The following is a 20,236-nucleotide window of genomic DNA, read 5'->3' as shown; positions in this document are numbered from 1 at the left end:
CCTTGTATCTCGCGCCAGAGTTTCTCTGGTTTTCAGCACCCTAAATAACCTGTTGTGCAAATAAAAATTGTAGATTTTGATGACAATCAAAAATTGTCAAATTCTCTCACCCTCTCCCCCTCAATTGCCATACACAATCTATAGGAGCAACAGCTTACTAAGTGGAGTGTCGTTTTTGATGCCACTGCCAAGCGTGAATTAAAATATCCTTAATTTCGGGATATTCTGGACACCAACCCAAAATTTTGATAGCTTTTTCGCTGCTACCAACCAAGGCTGCTGGGTCTCCCGGACGGCGATCGCACTCAACCGCTTTAATCTCTTTTCCAGTCACTTCGCGAGCCGTTTGTATCACTTCTTTTACCGAAAATCCGCCACCATTTCCCAAATTAAAGAAATCAGATTTGCCGTCATTTAACAAATATTCTAATCCTAAAATGTGAGCCGATGCCAAATCGTTAACATGAATGTAATCGCGAATGCAACTACCGTCTGGAGTATCGTAATCTGTGCCAAAAATTGCGATCGAATCCCGCTTACCCAAAGCAGCAAACAACACCAACGGAATCAGGTGGGTTTCTGGATTGTGATCTTCTCCTAACAACCCGTTTGGATCTGCCCCAGCCGCGTTAAAATAGCGGAAACAAACTGATTTAAAATTGTACGCAACATCAAAATCGGACAAAATTCGTTCTACCATTAACTTAGTAGCGCCGTAGGGATTTATCGGATTTTGTGGGTGGTCTTCTGCGATGGGAATTTTATGCGGTACGCCGTAAGTCGCGCAGGTTGAAGAAAACACAAATTTTTTTACTCCCGCAGCGATCATTGCTTCTAAAAGTGTAATTGTGCCGATGACGTTGTTGCGGTAATATTTAGCTGGATCGGTAACAGATTCGCCCACGTAAGCATAGGCTGAAAAGTGCATTACTGCTGCAATTTCGTGAGTGGCGAACAGGTTGTCGAGCAAAGGGCGATCCTTCGTATCGCCCACTACCAATTTTACTTGCAAAACCCGGTCTACTAAATCTTGGTGTCCGTAAGCTAAATTGTCCAAAATTATCACGTCGTAACCAGCTTTTTTCAGTGCTAATACTGCGTGAGAGCCAATATATCCAGCTCCACCTGTTACCAAAATTGTTGGTTTTTTTGTACTCATTTTATTCTGCTTTGTTTTTTGTAGTTGGATAGTCTATTGTATTGTTTTAGGGTTGGGTTAAGTCTGCTTTTTTTTGATATTTCCCTAAATTTCCCCTTAAGAAGGGGGACTTTCATAATTTTCTGGTTCCCCATTTTTAAGGATTTTGAGAATTCTCTTCCCCCTTTTTAAGGGGGATGCTGCAAGGGATATCCGAGGATTTTGGTTCTACACAGAGATGTGTGTACACCGTAGCCTTTTTAAGGGGGGCTAGGGGGATCGGCATTAACTACTGCAACTATCAACTGTCAACTGTCAACTGTCAACTAAAAAATTTAATCGATAAACTTAAGGCGGCCAATTTGAATATAATCAAAGATGCGATTGATTTGGTGCCGGTCTTCTTCAGAAATTTTATCATCAGATAGGATAGTGGAAGTCAAAACTAAATGTTCGCGGCGAGCGATTTTGCCAGACGCTACAATCCGATCGACCATTTGAGAAATTGTCAAGTTCGATTTGTTGGGAGATGTTCGCATTTATTCGATCGCCTTTATGTCAGAATAGTTAAAGATGCTGGCAATTCTTAACTCAGAAATGATGCAAATCGATTTGTGGAACAGCAGAAATAATGTATCATATCATGTCCGCTCGATTACGATAACAAAAATGGTTCGCAGTACGGACTCGCATTCCGTAAAATTCTGCGGACTCTTCGGTACGAAGAACCCGTCGCGCCTGCGGTTAATCGAGCGGACACAAGATCTAGGTTCTACTCCCAAAGATAGATGCGGGGAGTCGATAATTCTGAAATAACCCTGCGTCGGAAGTGCGATCGCACTAAATTTGATTCTATAATAATTTTTATCCAGAGGTAATTTTCTATGCAGGTCTATCGAATCCCGGTACTGTCGGACAATTACATTTTCTTGCTGCACGACCCCGATCGCCAGACAGCAGCAGTCGTCGATCCAGCCCGAGCAGAACCGGTCTTGCAGCAACTGATCTGGCTCGGAGCCGAATTAACAGCAATTTTCAACACGCACCACCACAACGACCATATAGGCGGCAACCAGCAACTGATCGATCGCTTTCGGCAAATTAAAGTTTACGGCGGCGCACAAGATAGAGGCAGAATTCCCGGACAGCAAGTGTTTTTGCAAGCGGGCGATCGAGTAGAATTTGCCGGCCGAACCGCCGAAGTCTTCTTCGTACCAGGCCACACAAAAGCTCACATAGCCTACTATTTCCCCGCGCGCAACCAAGGCGAAACGGGTGAATTGTTCTGTGGGGACACTTTATTCGCTGGAGGCTGCGGCAGACTGAAAGAAGGCACTCCCGCTCAAATGCTAGCTTCTCTAGAACAATTACGAAACTTGCCGGACAGTACCAGAGTTTGGTGCGCCCACGAATACACGCTGCAAAATTTGCAATTTGCGATCGGCGTAGATGGCGACAATCCCGATCTGCAGCAGCGCTTAGCCGAAGTTAAAAAAGCACGCAGCCGATCGCAACCTACCATACCATCCTCGATCGGCATCGAGAAAAAGACCAACCCATTTTTGCGCTGGGATTTTCCCAACCTCCAATGGGCCGCCAACACCCGCGAGCCCGTCCAAACCTTCGCTCAATTGCGCGCCATGAAAGACCGATTTTGACAATAGCAAAGTCAGCCTTACATACCTGCATCACATCAAATGTTTGTAACGAGCCACAGCCGTTGATAATATGCAGCCACCAGGAAAACCGATCGGGCTTACCCCTCCTTTGAAACAGCCAGAAAACTACCTTTGGCCTTTGCTCTGTAGCGGCAACTGGTTAAGCTCAGGGACTGTGCGATACAATAAATTGTGGCGATATCAACATTCCAGCAGGGCGATCGACATCCCTCTTAAGTTTGAATTGTAACCCTGTTTAAAGTAAAACTTCCTAGGAATGATTTCCGTATAATTATTTAACGATCGCGATTGGCTTAGCCAAAACTCCAACCGTTGTTAGAAATCGATGAAAAATCTAGGCAATACTGAACCTCAACGGCACATCGACCCCTGTGTTTCAACGCATTCTAACAACGCGCTTTACCCGGGCGCGCCTTTACCAACAGATATAGGCATGGTTTTGCAATTGGCAGACGGCAGCATTCAGGGGTGCAATCCGATCGCCGAAAAACTGTTGGGGATGACAGCACAACAAATGCAGGGCAACTCTTCGATCAACTGTCCGTGGCAGACTGTGCGTCAAGATGGCTCGGATTTTCCCGGCGAGATTCACCCGCCGATGGTGGCGCTTTCAACCGGGCAGCCAAGCTCAAATGTTATTATGGGCTTTTATCAACCGCAGGGAGAATTGATTTGGTTGAATCTCAATTCTCAACCTTTATTTCAGGGAGATGGAACGACTCCCTACGCAGTAGTTACAACCTTCAGCGAAATTGCTCAACCTCAACCGGAATTAGTATCTGACACCCTTGCACCACAACTTTCAGACACCCTCGAAAGTATTTCCGACGGGTTCTTTGCTTTGGATCGAGACTGGCGATTTACCTACCTCAATTCTCAAGCGGCGCAGTGGCTAAATCGACTCCCGCAAGAGCTGATTGGTAACAGCGTTTGGGAAGAATTTCCAGGCTCTGCAGGCAGTTTGTTCGAGCAGGAATACCTGCGCTGCGCCAGAGAGCAAGTTACGGTTAGTTTTGAATCTTTTTATGAGCCGCTCAATGCTTGGTATGCAGTACGAGCTTATCCGATCGCCTCAGGAGTTGCGGTTTATTTTCAAGATGTCACCGAGCAGAAAGCGGCTCGGGCTGCTTTTATTAAACAAGCCCAAACTGCGCGGCAACAACTTGCAGAAATTGAGGCGATTTATGCTAGCGCGCCGATCGGACTTTGCTTTATCGATACCGACTTGCGATTTGTCCGCATTAACGATCGCCTAGCAGAAATTAACGGCATGACCGCCGCCGCCCACATCGGTAAAACATTGCGCGAAATCTTACCAGAAATGGCAGATGATTTAGAGCCGCTTTACAGACAAGTTATTGAAACTAAAATTCCGATCGCGCAGATCGAAGTTCGCGGGAAAAATGCAGCACAGCCGGGAGAAGATCGGGTTTGGCTGTTGAGTCTCTATCCGCTCTCGGCCCAGGACGATCGCTTGCTGGGCGTGAATGGAACGGTGCTAGAAATTACCGATCGCAAAGCTTCCAAAAAAGAAATTCAACGGCTCAACCAAGAATTAGAGCGAAGAGTTAATGAACTGCAATCAATATTTGATGCTGTACCTGTCGGGATTGCGATCGCCGACGACCCGCATTGTAAAGCAATTCGCGCTAACAGGTTTGCTCAGTCGATGTTTACAGTGCCGGATGCCAATGTTTCTGCAACCGGAGAGCAAGCCGAACTCCTGCCCTTTAGACAACTGAGCAACCCACAGGAACTTCCACCAGAAGAACTGGGAATCATGCAGCGGGCAGCAGCTTCGGGTGCCGAAGTGCGGGATGTGGAAATTCAAATGGTGCGATCGGACGGGGTGACATTAGATTGGTTGGTGAATGCGGTGCCGTTATTTGACGAGGAGGGCGCAGTTCGCGGCTGTGTGGCGACGTTTGTGGATATTAGCGATCGCAAACGAGCTCTTGCTGCTTTGCGCGACTCTGAGGAACGCTACCGCACTTTATTTGAGTCCCTAGACGAAGGTTTTTGCGTCATCGAAATGCTGTTTGACGACAACCAAAAGCCGATCGACTACCGCTTTTTGGAAGTCAATCCTGCCTTCGAGAAACAAACTGGACTCGTAGAAGCTGTGGGGAAAACTGCGCGCGAGCTGCTCCCAGACCTCGAAAATTATTGGTTTGAGATGTACGGGAAAGTCGCGCTGACAGGGGAACCGCTGCGCTTTGAACACGGCTCCGAAGCCATGAACCGCTGGTTTGAGGTTTCGGCGTTCCGCACTCCTGAGCCGCAGAGCCGAAAAATCGGCATACTTTTCAAAGAAATCAGCGATCGCAAACAGGCGGAAAATCTTCTGCGCGAACACTACAGCAAGTTGCGGCTGTTTGTCAAACATTCGCCTGTGGGGGTGGCGATGTTTGACCGCCAGATGTGCTATATGCTGGTGAGCGATCGCTGGCTGGCTAATTACGGACTCGGTACTCAAAACATTATCGGCCGATCGCATTACGATATCTTGCCAGATTTACCCGATCGTTGGAAACAAATCCACCAGCGCTGTCTGGCGGGAGCAGTCGAAATCTGCCCAGAAGAACCGTTTCCCCGCGCTGATGGCTCGATGGACTGGGTGCGCTGGGAAATTCACCCTTGGCGCACCAACAGCGGTGAGATTGGCGGGATCATAATTTTTTCGGAAGTAATCACCGATCGCAAAAACGCTGAACTCGCCATCGCCGAGGCCAAACAGCAAGTCAGCAATATTATCGAAAGTATTACCGATGCTTTTATCGCCTTCGATTCGCAATGGCGCTATACCTACGTTAATGCCACTGCGGAAAAATTGCTGGCGCGATCGAGAAACGACTTGTTAGGTCGATCGATCTGGGAGATGTTCCCCGCCGAGAAAGAATCCAATTCGAGAGTATATCAAGAATTTCATCGAGTTGTTAACGAGCAAGTTTCTGTCAAGTTTGAAGAATTTTCGCCTTCACTTCAAGTGTATGTAGAAGTCAGCGCCTATCCAGCCGCCGGAGGATTGACGGCTTATTGGAGCGATATTACCGATCGCAAACGTACAGAAGAAGAACTGCGACAAAAAAATGCGATTTTGAATGTGATTAACGAGTCAGCGCCCACACCAATTTTTGTCAAAGATCGAGAAGGACGGATTATTTATGCCAATCCAGCTACCCTAGAGGCGCTGGGAAAAACTGCTGGTGAAGTAATTGGCTGGCGCGATCGCGATTTATACCCAATAGCAGAACTCGGAGCTGAAGTCACCGAAAACGATCTGCGTATCATGGAATCCGGCAAAACCGCAGTCGTCGAAGAATCTCCCGACGGCATTCGGACATTTCTGGGAACCAAAGCTCCCTACCGCAACGAAGCCGGAGAAGTCATCGGCTTGATCGGCATCTCCAACGAGATCACAAATCGCAAGCTAGCAGAAGTCGAGCTGCAAGAACAAACAAAGTTATTGCAAGTAATTATTGACAGCATTGGTGACGGTTTAATTCTTGCCAACCAACAAGGAGAGTTTGTGCTGTTTAACCGAGCAGCCGCGGGAATATTCGGTGAGCTATCGAATGAAAAATCCTGGGAGGAATGGTCGAGCACCTACGGAGTATTTTTGCCAGACAAAAAAACCCTATTTCCCAACGATGAACTACCCCTGGTCAGAGCAATCAAAGGCGAATATGTCAATGATGTAGAAGTATTTATCGGCCACCAAGATGGCGAAAGTCGCTGGATCAGTATCAGCGGTTATCCGGTGGTTGATACTAGCAACGCAATCCAAGGTGGAGTGATTGTCTGTCGCGACATTACAGAACGCAAACAATCAGAAGCAGCGTTGCAAGAAAGCGAAGAACGATTCCGCAATATGGCTAACAACACTCCTTTTATGGTCTGGGTAACAGACTCCACAGGTTACTGCACTTTCCTCAGCGAAAGCTGGTATGAATTCACCGGTCAAACTCAAGAAACAGGTTTAGGATTTGGTTGGATAAATGCTTTGCATCCAGAAGACCGAGAACAGGCCAAAAACGCATTTTTGATGGCCAACGAACGCCAGGAACCTTATCGCATGGAATTTCGCGTGGGGCGCCCGGATGGCGGATATTCTTGGGCGCTGGATGCGGCGGCTCCCCGATTTACTGAAAGCGGACAATTTGAAGGTTTTATTGGCTCTGCGATCGATATGACAGAGGGCAAAAAAGTAGAAATCGAGCGCGATATGGTTCTGCAATTGGAACAAACTGCCCGCGCGGAAGCCGAGCGAGCTAACCGGATTAAAGACGAGTTTCTGGCGGTACTTTCTCACGAGTTGCGATCGCCCCTAAATCCGATTTTAGGCTGGTCGCAACTGCTGCTAGCAGGGAAGCTGAGCGCGACTCAAACAGCCAAAGCGTTGGAGACAATCGAGCGCAACGCCAGACTGCAATCTCAATTAATCGAAGACTTGCTAGATGTATCTCGAATTCTGCAAGGGAAGCTCAGATTGACTGTGGCTCCGGTGAATGTGGAAATCATTATTTTGTCTGCTTTGGAAACGGTGCAATTAGCAGCCGAAGCTAAAAAAATTCAAATCGAAACAATCTTAAATCCCGATGTCGGACTCGTTCTCGGCGATACAAGTCGCTTGCAGCAAGTTGTGTGGAATTTGTTATCGAATGCGGTAAAATTTACGCCAGAAGGCGGTAGAGTTGAAGTTAGATTAGCGCAAGTCGGTCGCGAAGAAGTGGAAATTCAAGTCGCCGACACGGGTAAAGGTATTATTCCCGATTTCTTGCCCTATGTTTTCGAGCATTTCCGACAAGAAGACGGCGCGACTACTCGCAAATTTGGGGGTTTGGGATTGGGATTGGCGATCGTCCGCCAACTGATCGAACTGCACGGCGGGACGGTATTTGTAGAAAGCGCTGGAGAAGGTCAAGGAGCGACGTTTACGGTGAGATTACCGCTATTAAATGATGATTCTAGAGCGCAGCGGTTAGAAGCGGTCAATTCGTCTGGTAGTTGCGATATTTCATCTTTCCCGCTCTCGGGATTGAGAATTTTGGTGGTAGATGATGAGCTCGACTCGCGGGATTTTGTCGCCTTTGTCCTCGGCCAAGGGGGTGCAAAGGTGATTGCGCTGTCTTCTGCTGCTGAGGCGCTGCTGTCGATCGCCCAAACTGCACCGGATTTGCTCGTCAGCGACATCGGAATGCCGCAGATGGACGGATATATGCTGATCCGTCACATCCGCACTCAGCTTGCGCCAGAGTATCGAGATTTGGTGGCGATCGCCCTAACGGCCTATGCTGGAGAAGCGAACGAGCGCCAAATTTTGCAAGCCGGATTTGACCAACATTTATCTAAGCCCATCGATCCGAGTGAGTTATTGGCCGCTGTAGGGCGATTGATGAGCCAAAAGCTAAAAAATCCATAACAGGTTCGATCGTTCGGACTTCAGTCCTTGCTCAATCAGCTTCGCAGTGAGGACTTGAGTCCTCTCCAATGCCTTAACAACCTTCCCTTGAGACGGATGAACCCGCCAAAAATGAATGATATCTCATTCCTCTTCCTGATGACGTTGGACGGAAAGCTCGGGGGGGGACAGCAAAACATGACTAATGACTAATGACTAATGACTAATGACTTCTTTCTTCTCCCTTGCGATCGCCCTTCAAACTTCGCTATTATAGAAAGTTGCAATTAAAACCCCACAAGCAACGATCATGGCCAAGCGCGTCCAATTAGTATTAAACAAAGATGTCAGCAAACTCGGCAAAGCTGGCGACGTAGTAGAAGTAGCCCCAGGCTACGCCCGCAACTACCTAGTACCCCAAGGAATGGGATTTAGAGCCACTCCGGGCATTCTCAAGCAAGCAGAGCGCCGCCGTGAAGAAGAAAGACTGCGCCAGTTAGAACTCAAGCAGCAAGCTGAAGTCCGCAAAACCGCCTTGGAAGCAGCCGGGCCTTTCATCATCTCCAAGCAAGTCGGCGAAGGAGACGCGATTTTTGGTACTGTCACCAACCAAGAAGTAGCAGAACTGATTTTCAACTCTACCAGTCAAGAAGTCGATCGGCGCGGCATCACCCTACCCGAAATTCGGGGCACTGGTACATACAAAGCTGAAATCAAACTTCACGCGGAAGTTACCGCCGAAGTTAATATTCAAGTTGTCCCGATGTAATTAAGAGTCATCAGTCATCAGTCATTAGTTATTAGTCATCAGTCATCAGTCATTAGTCATTAGCTAAGAACTGAGTACAGCTAACGAAAGACTGAGGAATGCTAACTTGCAGGTTGAAAACTGAAGACTAATAAATCGCAACCAATGACCAATGACCAATGACCAATGACTAATGACTAATGACTAATGACTAATGACTAATGACTAATGACTGAGGACTATTGACTAATGAGCGATTTGATGCCGACAAATATAGAGGCAGAAGAAGCAATTTTAGGCGGGATTTTAATTGACCCCGAAGCGATTTCTCGAATTGCCGAACTTCTGCGACCGGAGTTTTTTGCCATCACCGCTCATCAAGTCATTTATCGATCGGCATTAGGGCTATTTTTGCAAGGCCAACCGACAGATTTAATGACGGTGACAACTTGGTTGACAGATCGCAACCAGTTAGAACAAGTCGGAGGACTCACTAAATTAGCACAATTAGTCGATCGCACAGTTTCAGCAGTCAACATCGACCAATATGCAGCCCTAGTTGAAGACAAATATCAGCGCCGCCGATTGATCGAAGCTGGCAACAACATAGTACAATTAGGTTACGAGACAGCAGCACCGCTAGAAACAGTATTAGACCGCGCCGAACAAGAAGTTTTTGGCATCACTCAAGACCGCCCGCAACAGGATTTAGTATCCATCGGCGAAACCCTAAACCAAACATTTCAAGACTTAGAAAATCGCAATGAAGGCCTGACACTTCCCGGTATTCCCTGCGGTTTTTATGATTTAGATGCCATGACAGGTGGCTTTCAGCGATCGGATTTAATCATCGTTGCGGCTAGGCCAGCAATGGGCAAAACGGCTTTCTGTACCAACATCGCCCACCACATCGCTGCTGGACAGCAAAAATTGCCGGTTGCCGTTTTTAGCTTAGAAATGTCGAAAGAACAGCTAGTGCAGCGTATCTTGTCCAGTGAAGCCAAAATAGAAAGTAACAGGTTGCGATCGGGCAGAATCAGTCAAAACGAATGGGAACCAATTAGTACAGCCATTGGCAACTTATCAGAACTGCCATTGTTTATTGACGATACTCCCAATATTACCGTGATGGAGATTCGATCGAAAGTCCGCCGCCTCCAAGCGGAACAAGGCGGAGCTCTAGGATTGATTTTGCTAGATTACCTGCAATTAATGGAAGGTAGCAGCGACAACCGCGTCCAAGAATTATCTCGAATTACTAGAAGCCTCAAAGGTTTAGCCCGCGAGCTCAACGTGCCGATTATTGCTTTGTCTCAGTTGAGTCGCAGTGTAGAAGCAAGGACAAATAAGCGGCCGATGATGTCTGATTTACGCGAAAGTGGCTGCTTAACAGGTGATAGTTTAGTTACGCTGGCGGATAGTGGATTAGAAGTCCCAATTCGCGATTTAGTCGGCAAATCTGGCTTTGCTGTTTGGGGATTAAATTCAGATACCCTGAAACAGGAAAAAGCGATTGTGACTAATGCTTTTTGTACGGGAGTCAAGCCAGTCTGGGAGATGACAACTTGCTTGGGAAATTCGATTACAGCAACCGGCAATCATAAGTTCTTTACATCAGATGGTTGGAAGCGTTTAGATGAATTAAAAATAGGCGATCGGATTGCTACACCTCGATCAATTCCTTGTACTGAAGTGCAGACGATGGGTAATGCTGAATTAGCTTTACTAGGACATTTAATTGGTGATGGTTGTACTTTGCCCCGACATACCATTCAGTACACGACGCGAGAATTAGATTTAGCTGAATTAGTTGCACATTTGGCTAGAGAAGTATTTGGCGATCAAATTAATCCCCGCATTAAACGCGAACGCGATTGGTATCAAGTTTATCTCCCCGCTAGTTATCGTCTAGCTCCCAATATTAAAAATCAGATTACTAAATGGCTCGAACAATTAGAAATCTTTGGTTTACGTTCCCATGAAAAATTTATTCCCAGTTTAGTATTTACCCAACCGCAAGAATCGATCGCTCTTTTCCTTCGACACCTATGGGCAACTGATGGTTGTATCCGCACGAGTAAAGACAATTCCCACTATCCCAGTGTTTACTATGGATCTAGTAGCGAAAGACTAGCGCGGGGAGTTCGATCGTTATTATTAAAATTGAATATTAATGCATCTTTGAAATCCGTTTCCCAAGGAAACAAAGGACGAACTCAATATCAAGTATGGGTGGGCGGGAAGCAATGTCTAGAAAAATTTGTATATGGGATTGGTGCGGTTGGCAATTATAAACAAGAAAGTTTATTCGCCCTCAAAATATATCTAGAAAATTCTGGACGGGCTAATACCAACCGAGATTTAATTCCCAACCAAGTTTGGCGAACCCAAGTTAATATTGCCAGAGAACGTTTGGGTTTAACAACTAAACAAATTAAAGCAGGTTTGGGCGTGCGCTATTGTGGCGACAGTTCCTATCAATGTGATATCAGTAGAGAACGAGCTATGCAGTTAGCTAATCTTCTAGAATCTGAAGAAATTCTGAAAATTGCTGCTAGCGATATCTATTGGGATAAAATAAAAAAGATAGATTTCATCGGCGAAGAAATGGTTTACGATCTAACGGTAGATAAAGTTAAAAACTTTGCTACACAAGGATTGTACGCTCATAATAGTATCGAGCAGGACGCCGATTTAGTCATTATGCTTTACCGAGATGAATATTACAACCCCGATTCGCCCGATCGCGGAATTGCCGAAGTCATCATCACCAAACACCGAAACGGCCCCACAGGCATCATCAAACTTTTATTCGATGCCCAATTTACCTCATTCCGCAATCTAGCATCTCCAAAGCGCTCTTAAGAAGCCAAGAAGTCATTAGTCATTAGTCATTAGTCATAAGTCATAAGTCATAAGTCATTAGTCATTAGTCATTAGTCATAAGTCATAAGTCATAAGTCATTAGTCATTAGTCATTAGTCATTAGTCATTAGTCATAAGTCATTAGTCATAAGTCATTAGTCATTAGTCATTAGTCATAAGTCATTAGTCATTAGTCATTAGTCATTAGTCATTAGTCATTAGTGCTGTCCCCCGAGCTTTCCGTCCAACGTCATCAGGAAGAAGGAAGAAGGAAGAAGGAACACACAGCAAGCTTTTTCGCGATCCGTATTTTACGTTTAATTAGGTCGATTTACTTAAATGAACTAAGACTTACGCAGAAACCCGGTTTCTTAATAAAAAAACCGGGTTTCTAAACAGCGTAAAAGTTTAACACTTAGTTAGGTTGAGCTACCTAGCCAGCAATTTTTAATAATTCCACATCAAAAATCAGCGTAGCATTAGGAGGAATCACCCCGCCCGCACCGCGAGCACCATAACCTAATTCAGGGGGAATAATCAACTTGCGGCGTTCTCCAACTTTCATTGTACCTACACCTTCATCCCAACCCTTAATTACTTGGCCTACACCAATTTTGAACTGAAATGGAGAATTGCGATCGCGCGAACTATCAAACTTCGTGCCATCCTCCAAAGTTCCAGTGTAGTGTACCACAACCGTCTGCCCGGTTTTTGGAGTCGCCCCATCACCTTCTTTCAATTCAACATATTTCAAACCTGAAGCTGTGGTGACAGTTTTCTCAGTATTATCAGTCATGTTATTGCCAGCGATAGTAGCTGGTTCCTCCGGTAAATTAGCATCAGCTACGAGCAAGCTATCTTCAGTAAAAGACTTCGCTGAGAGGATCTCAAGCGCAGCATCGGTTAAAGGATTATTCACTTCGGAGGCAACTGCTTTGGGCACATAACCGCTCATTTGAGCAACTATCAAAAACACAAAGCAAACCAGCATTACCCCCAAGCTGACCAGAATTCCTTGCAAAATTAATCCTCCTGATACTTTTTGTAACCGCGATATCTCAGATATCTAAGACATCTTGTACAACAAGAACTACAAAATTTTATCTGAACTTTTCCGCCAAAAATGGCGGATGCCAGTTAATTTTAAACGCAAAAGAAACTTTGAAGTCAGAATGTTTTTAATTCTAGCTTCTGCTTTCTACATAAGTGCCTGATTGAGCCTTCTGCGTTCGGGTGACAATTTTATCACAAGATAGCAGCAAGCGCGCGATCGCCCGCGAGGGCGAAACTTGCAGAAAAGGATCGCGCTCAGCGCCAGTTACGGTTTTCTAAATCGCGCATCTGACGTTCGAGACGATCGAGCCTGCCGCGCAACTCATCCATTTCCGACTGTCGGGGAACGCCCATATCTTGCAGAATATTCCGCAGTTGGCGCTGGAACTGAGCATCCCAACTTCCCTGCTCCGACTTCAGGTGCTCTGTCATGTCATCGACAAAAGTTTTGGCTTGCTCGGGGTTGATTTTGCCATCTTTAACCCATTGCTCGCTGACTTCCTGCAATTTCTCCGCCACCAAGGAGGTAGTACCAATGCCCAGCATCACCAGTTGTTTGAGTAAGTTGCTATTGTTATCCATAGATTTTTCCTACTGTTTGGCACAAAATAGCCGATCGGCTCAGGTCGCCTGCTGTCGCTGCGAAACCATCTGTACAATTTAAGTTACATCAGCGCTGACCTACCTTTCTATTTTGGAGCATTCAGCCGCCTGATGGCGTTCGGAAAACCCGCTAATGAGCTTACCGACAACATTACCCTATCACCGAGTCCTCAATGCCTGATTGCCCCCGCTGTCACAAACCTGTAGACGCGCGAGCCATCGCCTGTCCGCAGTGCAAAATCCCTCTCAAAGCTTTCGGTCATCCGGGTATCCCCCTTTATCGATCGCCATCGGCAGAATTTCTGTGTACAACCTGTATTTACCACGAAGACGACACCTGCAACTACCCGCAGCGTCCCTTGGCAAAAGAATGCACGCTTTATCACGACAAAGCCGAGCCGCTAGTGCCGCAGACGAGCCGTTACATCAGCGGCGGCCTGCCGCAATCCATCAAAAATTGGTGTCAGCGCAATCTTATTTGGTTGGCTTTATTTGGTTTAATTATTATTAGCGTTGCCCTGTCTGTTTGAAAGAATTGTAGGGAGCATCTCAAAAAATGCAAAAAGTATTATTTTAACGTCTGGGGAGCGTCCCCGCTCGCTTGGCGATAAGCTTTCGCCCATCTTGCACGAGATTTTTAGGCTGGCGAGACCACAATACTTTAAATAAAAATTACTGTACAAATTAGATGCACGCCAGCACATCCGCATTGTGTCCCATCCGTCAAGATATTAGTTGACAACATACAAGACAAATTAAAAATTTTGCCATGACTTACGTATTCGGCATAGACGGCGGCGGCACTAAAACTATTTGCGTTTTAATGGACGAAAACAACGTTGTTTTGGGACGCGGGGAAGCAGGGCCTTCAAATTATCAAACGCTGGGAATTGAGCAAGCAAAAGAATCGATTCAATTGGCGATCGAGCGAGCAGTTTGTTCCGCGAACATCGATCCAAATATCAATCTGAAGATAGAAGCAATTTGTCTGGGACTAGCAGGCGTGGGGCGTGCCAAAGATATTGAAATAGTGCAATTTGTAGTGCAAAATTTGGAGTTGGCGAATACTTTACCCGTAACTCGATCGCTCTTGCCGCGAAATATCGTAATTTGCAGCGATTGCGCGATCGCACTGGTTGGCGGTACTGGCCATCCAGTTGGTATCGCGGTTATTGCAGGAACTGGTTCGATTGTTTTCGGGCAAAACCGTCAAGGGGAAACTAAACGAGTCGGCGGTTGGGGATATATTTTAGGCGATGAAGGCAGCGGATATGACATCGCTGTTGGAGGTTTGCAAGCTGCTTTGAAGTTCTATGACGGACGAGGAGACGTTACCGCGCTGGCGGAAAAATTTCAAGGGCATTTAGGCTTAAATAACCTAGAAGAATTGGTGGAAGTTGTTTACCGGCGCGGTTGGGGAGTGAAAGAAATTGCGGCTTTAGCGCCGATTGTCGATCGAGCCGCAGCAGAGGGCGATCGCGTCGCTGACGGCATTATTGACAATGCTGTGGCAAAATTAACATTTTCAACAAAAATAGCCATTTCAGCGCTATTTAAGCCCGCAGAAGAATTTGAAATTGTGACGGTGGGAGGTGTGTGGGGCGGTGATGCAAATTTTCGGGGTCGGTTTGAAACTGCCATAGGTGCGATCGCGCCAAAAGCTCAGCTAATTTCGCCCCGATACGAACCAGCTTTCGGTGCAGCGTTGTTAGCCTTAAACTCACTCAACCATTAATATCGTTGAGAGAGTGCTTCCTGCTAGGACTTCATCTTCATGACTAAGGCAAAAAATGGCTTGACGCAATATTTATAGGACGCATCCTATCTGTAGAGGTTTTGCGATCGCAGACTGTTTATCTTCCTTATCTTCCCGATCGCCCCAGTCCGGTCGATTTCTCAATTTGGCAAAATGTGAAAATTCTTGATTATCTACCTTATCTTCCCAACTTATCTAATTTTCGCCTGCCATAATGAAAACATCAAATGAATGCAAAACTAGAAACAAATTTAGCAGTAGTGCGTTCCTAAGTAAAACAAAACCGAAAGAAGGAGACAAAATATATGATTACTTCTCAAAAATTGCGATCGGCAACAGCAGCAATCCTCGCACTGGGCATTACACTTGGAACCAGCGCGCCGCTGGTAGTAGCAGCGCCCGCCTCAGCTCAACAACGAATTTCACAATTTGATAGCATCCGAATTCCAGCGGGCAGTGTCATTCCAGTTAGCTATGAAAAAAACAAAATTGTTGTCACCACCGATGAAACTTCACCCTTAACATTAACAGTAGCGCGAGATATCCGCACGGCTCAAGGCAGAGTATCAATCCCCGCAGGCAGCCAGATTGTCGGGGAATTGCGACCTGTCAAAAGGGGCAATCAAAGGGGTAGTCAATTTGTTGCGAGCGAGTTAATTGTCAGCCGCCGCCAACGCTATCGGATTGATGGCTATTCGGGAATTATTACCAGAACCGAAAAAATTCAAAAAGGTGCTGGAACAGGTTCAGTCGCGCAAGGTGCAGCATTGGGCGCAGCAGCAGCAGCAGCCCTAGCAGGCATTACCGGCGACAAGGCGATCGCCACTGAAGAAGTATTGGGCGGTGCTGGAATCGGTGCATTAGCCGGAGTATTGTTGGGGCGGCGCAGCGTTGACGTGATCGTGATTCGCCCGGAGCAAGATTTGGCAGTGAGATTGCGATCGGACATCGTGCTGCGGTAGTATTGGAATCTCGCGATTAATTATTTGCAGTAAAACATTGTCGATCGATAACTTGTGGTCTCCCGATAATTGGCTGGGCATACTGTTGAGGTTGTGTCTGGCCATGTTCGTGGGCGGAATGATTGGATGGGAGCGCCAACTCAAAAACAAACCAGCGGGATTGAGGACTCATATGTTAGTAAGTATGGGTGCTGCAATGTTTGTTTTAATACCGCTGGCAATAGGTAAAAATGAAAACGGACGAGATGCTGTAGAGCGCGTAATTCAAGGCATTGCTGCGGGGATAGGATTTTTGGGGGGCGGGGAAATCCTGCGCGAATCTCGGCAGGAAATCGGCAAACCAAAAGTTCACGGGCTCACGTCTGCCGCCGCTATTTGGTTATCAGCAGCTTTAGGAAGTGCGGCAGGATGTGGGTTGTGGCAACTAGCATTAATTGGTGCTTTTATGTCGCTGTTTGTTCTGAGAGTTATAAAAAATTTAGAGCCTCCGAGTCGGAAATAGTCGATCGCGAAGGTTTTATATAATTAATATTGAGGTAAATTAGACGTGCTACTTATGACGATAAGGTGCGGTGTTCCCACCCGACCTCTCAAGGTTTTACATCATTAATGTTTAATAAATTAATCCAGATTAAATTCACAGCAAGCAATAATATTAGAATTACTAGACAATAATCCGGGTAGATTGAATTATTATTTAAAGTTTCCCTAAACGCCAATAGATATTGAGATCGCCCCAGAAACGAATCAAAATGATTAATTTTGTTCCGAAAGATTCGGCGAATTTATCGATTCCAAAGACTCTTGCCTTACGCGACCAGCCATCGCGGCTAACTGCAAGCTCATAAAAGCATTTAAATCTTCCAAATCGCACTTCGCCGAGGCAAAAATATCCTGCATTTGATTTTCGGCTTCCCAACTCAGATATCCCGTGGCAATAGCTTGATTTACAACTTCACGAATAACCATAATTTAAATTTCCTTACTAAATTTGAAATAATTAAAAACCTACTAATTATTAATAGGGAATTTCCGTGGCTGTCTCGCCAAAAATTTCCAATTCTTTTACAAGGCGAGACTCTTGTTTCACCAAACCGGACATGGCTGCTAGTTGCAAAGTCATAAAAGCATTTAAGTCTTCCAAGTCATAGTTGGTGGTAGTTAACATCTGCCGCAGTTGATTTTCAGATTCTAGAGTTAAATAACCTAGGGTCAGAGCTTGTTGGGCGAGGTCGCGAATAAGTACCATAATATTTTTGGGTTTGATTACTTGAATATCCTCAGTATCGACGGTTTTAACTGACTCCGCAGTGACGGCTATTGCTCGGTTTGTGTGACATTTTTAGGGGTGGCCTGTGACAGCCTGACTCGCAGAGTGTGACTCAGTGTTTGCACGGATGTGACGAGGATCACTCGGGCGAGGAGGAGATGCCGAGGGTGGAAGATGCCGAGGGTGGGAGATGCCGAGGGTGGGAGATCGGAAAATATTCCCTCTTCCCTCGGACCTCTTCCCTCGGACTGATGACGTTGTACGGAAAGCTCGGAGGCAACAGCACTGATGACTGATGACTAAGGACTAAGGACTAAGGACTAATGACTTCTTCCCTCGGACTGATGACGTTGTACGGAAAGCTCGGAGGCAACAGCACTGATGACTGATGACTAAGGACTAAGGACTAAGGACTAATGACTTCTTCCCTCGGACTGATGACGTTGTACGGAAAGCTCGGAGGCAACAGCACTGATGACTGATGACTAAGGACTAAGGACTAAGGACTAATGACTTCTTCCCTCGGACTGATGACGTTGTACGGAAAGCTCGGAGGCAACAGCACTGATGACTGATGACTAAGGACTAAGGACTAAGGACTAAGGACTTCTTCCCTCGGACTGATGACGTTGTACGGAAAGCTCGGAGGCAACAGCACTGATGACTAAGGACTAAGGACTAAGGACTAAGGACTTCTTCCTTCTTCCTTCAGAAGCCTTCTACCTTCAGAAGACGCTCAACGTCTATAATCAGCAAGTTAAATATTTACTGCAAGACCTATGGAAGCAACACATAAAGATTTGTTACAACAGATAGCCCAACTATCGGAAACTTATGGTAATTTAGCCGATCGACTCTCCCAAGCAGCCAGACAACTGCAAGACTCCGGGCTTCCTCCCTCTAACAGCTTAATGCAAGAAATTGCCAGCTACAGCCGCAACTTTGCAGAGGTCCAAAAACAAGCTCTCCAAGTCAACAAATCCGCCCTCGCCCCTGGGGAAATTACTTCCCTCAAAGATATTCAAAACTTAGTCGAGACTGCTGCTGCTTCTGAAGGTAAAGCAGAAATTCGCGACGCAGCTTTGAAAGTGCTCGATCGAGTATTGGCGATCGCCCACCGCGAACAAAGCGACTTCGCCCCCTTACAATCAGTGCATGGCAAAGCCCGCGAACTCCAGCGCGCCATTTCCGAATCAACCGCAACTCAACTGCATTCCGACGCAGAATCCCTAGTAAGTGGCAAACACCCCGTTGCAGCAGTGCTAGCCCTAGTGGAACAGCAAGACAAATTAAACGACGAAGAGTGGGTAATCCTCGAAGAAACAGTCAGCGCCGCTTTTGGCAAACAAATAGCCGTCGCCATTTCCAGAGGCAAATTAACCGTTGTCCAGATAGTAAAAGCAGAACCTGCAAAAATCCAATCCGTACTTAAAACAGCAACCGAACCAAAAATGGGCGCCGAACCTCTACCCGAAGTGATTATCATCCCGTCGGGAAATGTGGCGCCGAAACAAGTTACAGTTGCACCGCAAATCCAAATTTTGGAATCCCCCGCCGCGACGGCCCCCATGCACGAAGTGATTATCGTTCCTAGCGTGGAAGTACCTAAATCCCTCCCAAAAACAGGCTCTGGGAACATTGTTTTTGGGGCACCTCGCGAGATTCAACCAGCGCCTGTAGAGGGCGGTTTGGGATTGAAAGTTTTGGCGCACATTCAAGGAATTGGCGATCGAACTTTCGGTGCTGGAGAATACGCCGGTACTAAAGCGCGCGGGCTGCGCGTCGAAGGATTTCAAATTAATATCGAGCCACCAATTTCCGGCTTAAAAGTCGAGTACATGGCTCACGTCGAAGGTGTTGGCGATACTCCTTGGATAGGCGAAGGAGAATTGGCTGGTTTTCGGGGTCAAGCGAAACGAATTGAAGGATTTGCCGTGCGGTTGAGCGGGCCGCAAGCTGATAAGTATGACGTATTTTATAGCGCTCACATCCAAAATATCGGCGACACCGATGTGTCTTCCAACGGCGATTATTGCGGAACTCGCGGCAAAGCTTTGAGAATAGAAGGCATCAAAGTTTGGATCGCGCCATCTGCGAATTCTCAAGTTGTGGCGGCTGTGGGTTTAAAAGTGTTGGCGCACATTCAAGGAATTGGCGATCGCACTTTTAGCGGTAAAGAATACGCCGGTACCAAAGCTCAAGGCCGCCGCGTCGAAGGTTTTGAAATTAAAATAGAGCCTCCGGTTCCCGGTTTAAATTTGGAGTACATGGCTCACGTTGAAGGAGTTGGTGATACTCCTTGGATCTCGGAAGGGGAACTGGCCGGTTTCCGGGGGAAAGCCAAGCGCATTGAAGGATTTGCCGCGCGGCTGACTGGGCCGCAAGCCGATAAGTACGATGTATCTTACACCGCTCACATTCAAAATCTGGGCGATACTCCTGTTACTTCTAACGGTCAATATTGCGGCACTCGCGGCAAAGGTTTGAGGGTTGAAGGCATGACGGTTTGGGTTGAGCCGAAAGCGTAAAAATTTAGGTTCCTGGTTGCCAAAGGAATTTGAGAAACCCGGTTTTTTACTATTGTCTTGCCGCCCAAGGAATTTGAGAAACCGGGTTTCTTCCTAAATTTTTGGTACTAACCGAAATTTGTCATAGAAACCCGGTTTCTGGCTCGCCCAAGAATTAAGGAATTTGAGAAACCGGGTTTCTTCCTAAATTTTTGGTACTAACCGAAATTTGTCATAGAAACCCGGTTTCTGGC

15 protein-coding genes are annotated in these 20,236 nt (G+C 46.4%); 9 read left to right on the top strand and 6 right to left on the bottom strand.

The genetic code is table 11. From position 1 onward, the window contains the following. Positions 1-157 precede the first annotated feature (157 nt). Both galE and QUA97_RS02305 read right to left on the bottom strand, forming a co-directional pair. The gene (galE, locus tag QUA97_RS02310) at positions 158-1,159 is read right to left on the bottom strand and encodes a UDP-glucose 4-epimerase GalE (protein WP_333192701.1); all 1,002 of its coding nucleotides are present in this window, start codon (positions 1,157-1,159) and stop codon (positions 158-160) included. Positions 1,160-1,473: 314 nt separating this feature from the next. Then, on the bottom strand, positions 1,474-1,677 hold the full coding sequence (locus tag QUA97_RS02305) for a hypothetical protein (RefSeq protein ID WP_194009879.1): 204 nt from the start codon (positions 1,675-1,677) through the stop codon (positions 1,474-1,476). Positions 1,678-2,022: 345 nt separating this feature from the next. Here QUA97_RS02305 and gloB point away from each other — a divergent pair, with 345 nt between their 5' ends. The 4 genes from gloB (at position 2,023) to QUA97_RS02285 (ending at position 11,831) form a co-directional block, all read left to right on the top strand. Beyond that, positions 2,023-2,796 (top strand): hydroxyacylglutathione hydrolase, encoded by a 774-nt coding sequence (gene gloB / locus QUA97_RS02300; RefSeq protein ID WP_333192697.1) that lies wholly within the window; start codon positions 2,023-2,025, stop codon positions 2,794-2,796. A gap of 346 nt (positions 2,797-3,142) precedes the next feature. Further along, a complete protein-coding gene (locus tag QUA97_RS02295; RefSeq protein ID WP_333192694.1) occupies positions 3,143-8,239 on the top strand; it encodes a PAS domain-containing protein in 5,097 nt (1,698 codons plus the stop codon). A gap of 289 nt (positions 8,240-8,528) precedes the next feature. Next, positions 8,529-8,987 carry a 50S ribosomal protein L9 gene (rplI, locus tag QUA97_RS02290; protein ID WP_194009876.1) on the top strand — a complete coding sequence of 153 codons (459 nt, stop codon included), beginning with the start codon at positions 8,529-8,531 and terminating at the stop codon, positions 8,985-8,987. A gap of 228 nt (positions 8,988-9,215) precedes the next feature. Continuing rightward, positions 9,216-11,831, top strand: coding sequence for a replicative DNA helicase (locus QUA97_RS02285; protein ID WP_194068082.1), 2,616 nt, complete (start codon positions 9,216-9,218; stop codon positions 11,829-11,831). Positions 11,832-12,264: 433 nt separating this feature from the next. On the opposite strand, the gene QUA97_RS02280 is transcribed toward QUA97_RS02285, so the two are convergent. Together QUA97_RS02280 and QUA97_RS02275 are read right to left on the bottom strand one after the other, a co-directional pair. Beyond that, complete coding sequence (locus QUA97_RS02280; RefSeq protein WP_194070826.1) at positions 12,265-12,852, bottom strand: FKBP-type peptidyl-prolyl cis-trans isomerase; 588 nt, start codon at positions 12,850-12,852, stop codon at positions 12,265-12,267. Positions 12,853-13,139: 287 nt separating this feature from the next. Further along, positions 13,140-13,466 carry a phasin family protein gene (locus tag QUA97_RS02275; protein WP_194009889.1) on the bottom strand — a complete coding sequence of 109 codons (327 nt, stop codon included), beginning with the start codon at positions 13,464-13,466 and terminating at the stop codon, positions 13,140-13,142. 194 nt (positions 13,467-13,660) lie between these two features. Between QUA97_RS02275 and QUA97_RS02270 the strand changes: the two genes are divergently transcribed. The 4 genes from QUA97_RS02270 to QUA97_RS02255 all read left to right on the top strand — a co-directional run bounded on the left by QUA97_RS02270 (position 13,661) and on the right by QUA97_RS02255 (position 16,707). Next, positions 13,661-14,017 carry a zinc ribbon domain-containing protein gene (locus QUA97_RS02270; protein ID WP_194070827.1) on the top strand — a complete coding sequence of 119 codons (357 nt, stop codon included), beginning with the start codon at positions 13,661-13,663 and terminating at the stop codon, positions 14,015-14,017. Positions 14,018-14,256: 239 nt separating this feature from the next. After that, complete coding sequence (locus QUA97_RS02265) at positions 14,257-15,222, top strand: N-acetylglucosamine kinase (RefSeq protein ID WP_333192686.1); 966 nt, start codon at positions 14,257-14,259, stop codon at positions 15,220-15,222. Positions 15,223-15,548: 326 nt separating this feature from the next. Further along, positions 15,549-16,205 (top strand): hypothetical protein, encoded by a 657-nt coding sequence (locus QUA97_RS02260; RefSeq protein ID WP_194070829.1) that lies wholly within the window; start codon positions 15,549-15,551, stop codon positions 16,203-16,205. A gap of 37 nt (positions 16,206-16,242) precedes the next feature. Continuing rightward, the gene (locus QUA97_RS02255; RefSeq protein WP_194070830.1) at positions 16,243-16,707 is read left to right on the top strand and encodes an MgtC/SapB family protein; all 465 of its coding nucleotides are present in this window, start codon (positions 16,243-16,245) and stop codon (positions 16,705-16,707) included. Positions 16,708-16,961: 254 nt separating this feature from the next. Here QUA97_RS02255 and QUA97_RS02250 read toward each other — a convergent pair whose 3' ends face one another. Together QUA97_RS02250 and QUA97_RS02245 are read right to left on the bottom strand one after the other, a co-directional pair. Then, positions 16,962-17,177 carry a hypothetical protein gene (locus QUA97_RS02250; protein ID WP_194070835.1) on the bottom strand — a complete coding sequence of 72 codons (216 nt, stop codon included), beginning with the start codon at positions 17,175-17,177 and terminating at the stop codon, positions 16,962-16,964. Between the two features lie 46 nt (positions 17,178-17,223). Beyond that, a complete protein-coding gene (locus QUA97_RS02245; protein ID WP_194070831.1) occupies positions 17,224-17,454 on the bottom strand; it encodes a hypothetical protein in 231 nt (76 codons plus the stop codon). Between the two features lie 800 nt (positions 17,455-18,254). On the opposite strand from QUA97_RS02245, the gene QUA97_RS02240 reads away from it, so the two are divergent. Then, entirely contained in the window at positions 18,255-20,003 is a 1,749-nt protein-coding gene (locus QUA97_RS02240; RefSeq protein ID WP_333192679.1) for a hypothetical protein, read from the top strand. Positions 20,004-20,236 lie beyond the last annotated feature (233 nt).

Source organism: Microcoleus sp. CZ3-B2, assembly GCF_036705055.1.
Classification (GTDB): domain Bacteria; phylum Cyanobacteriota; class Cyanobacteriia; order Cyanobacteriales; family Microcoleaceae; genus Microcoleus.
Note: the sequence above shows the minus strand (reverse complement) of the source record. Positions and strands in the feature narration are given on the sequence as shown.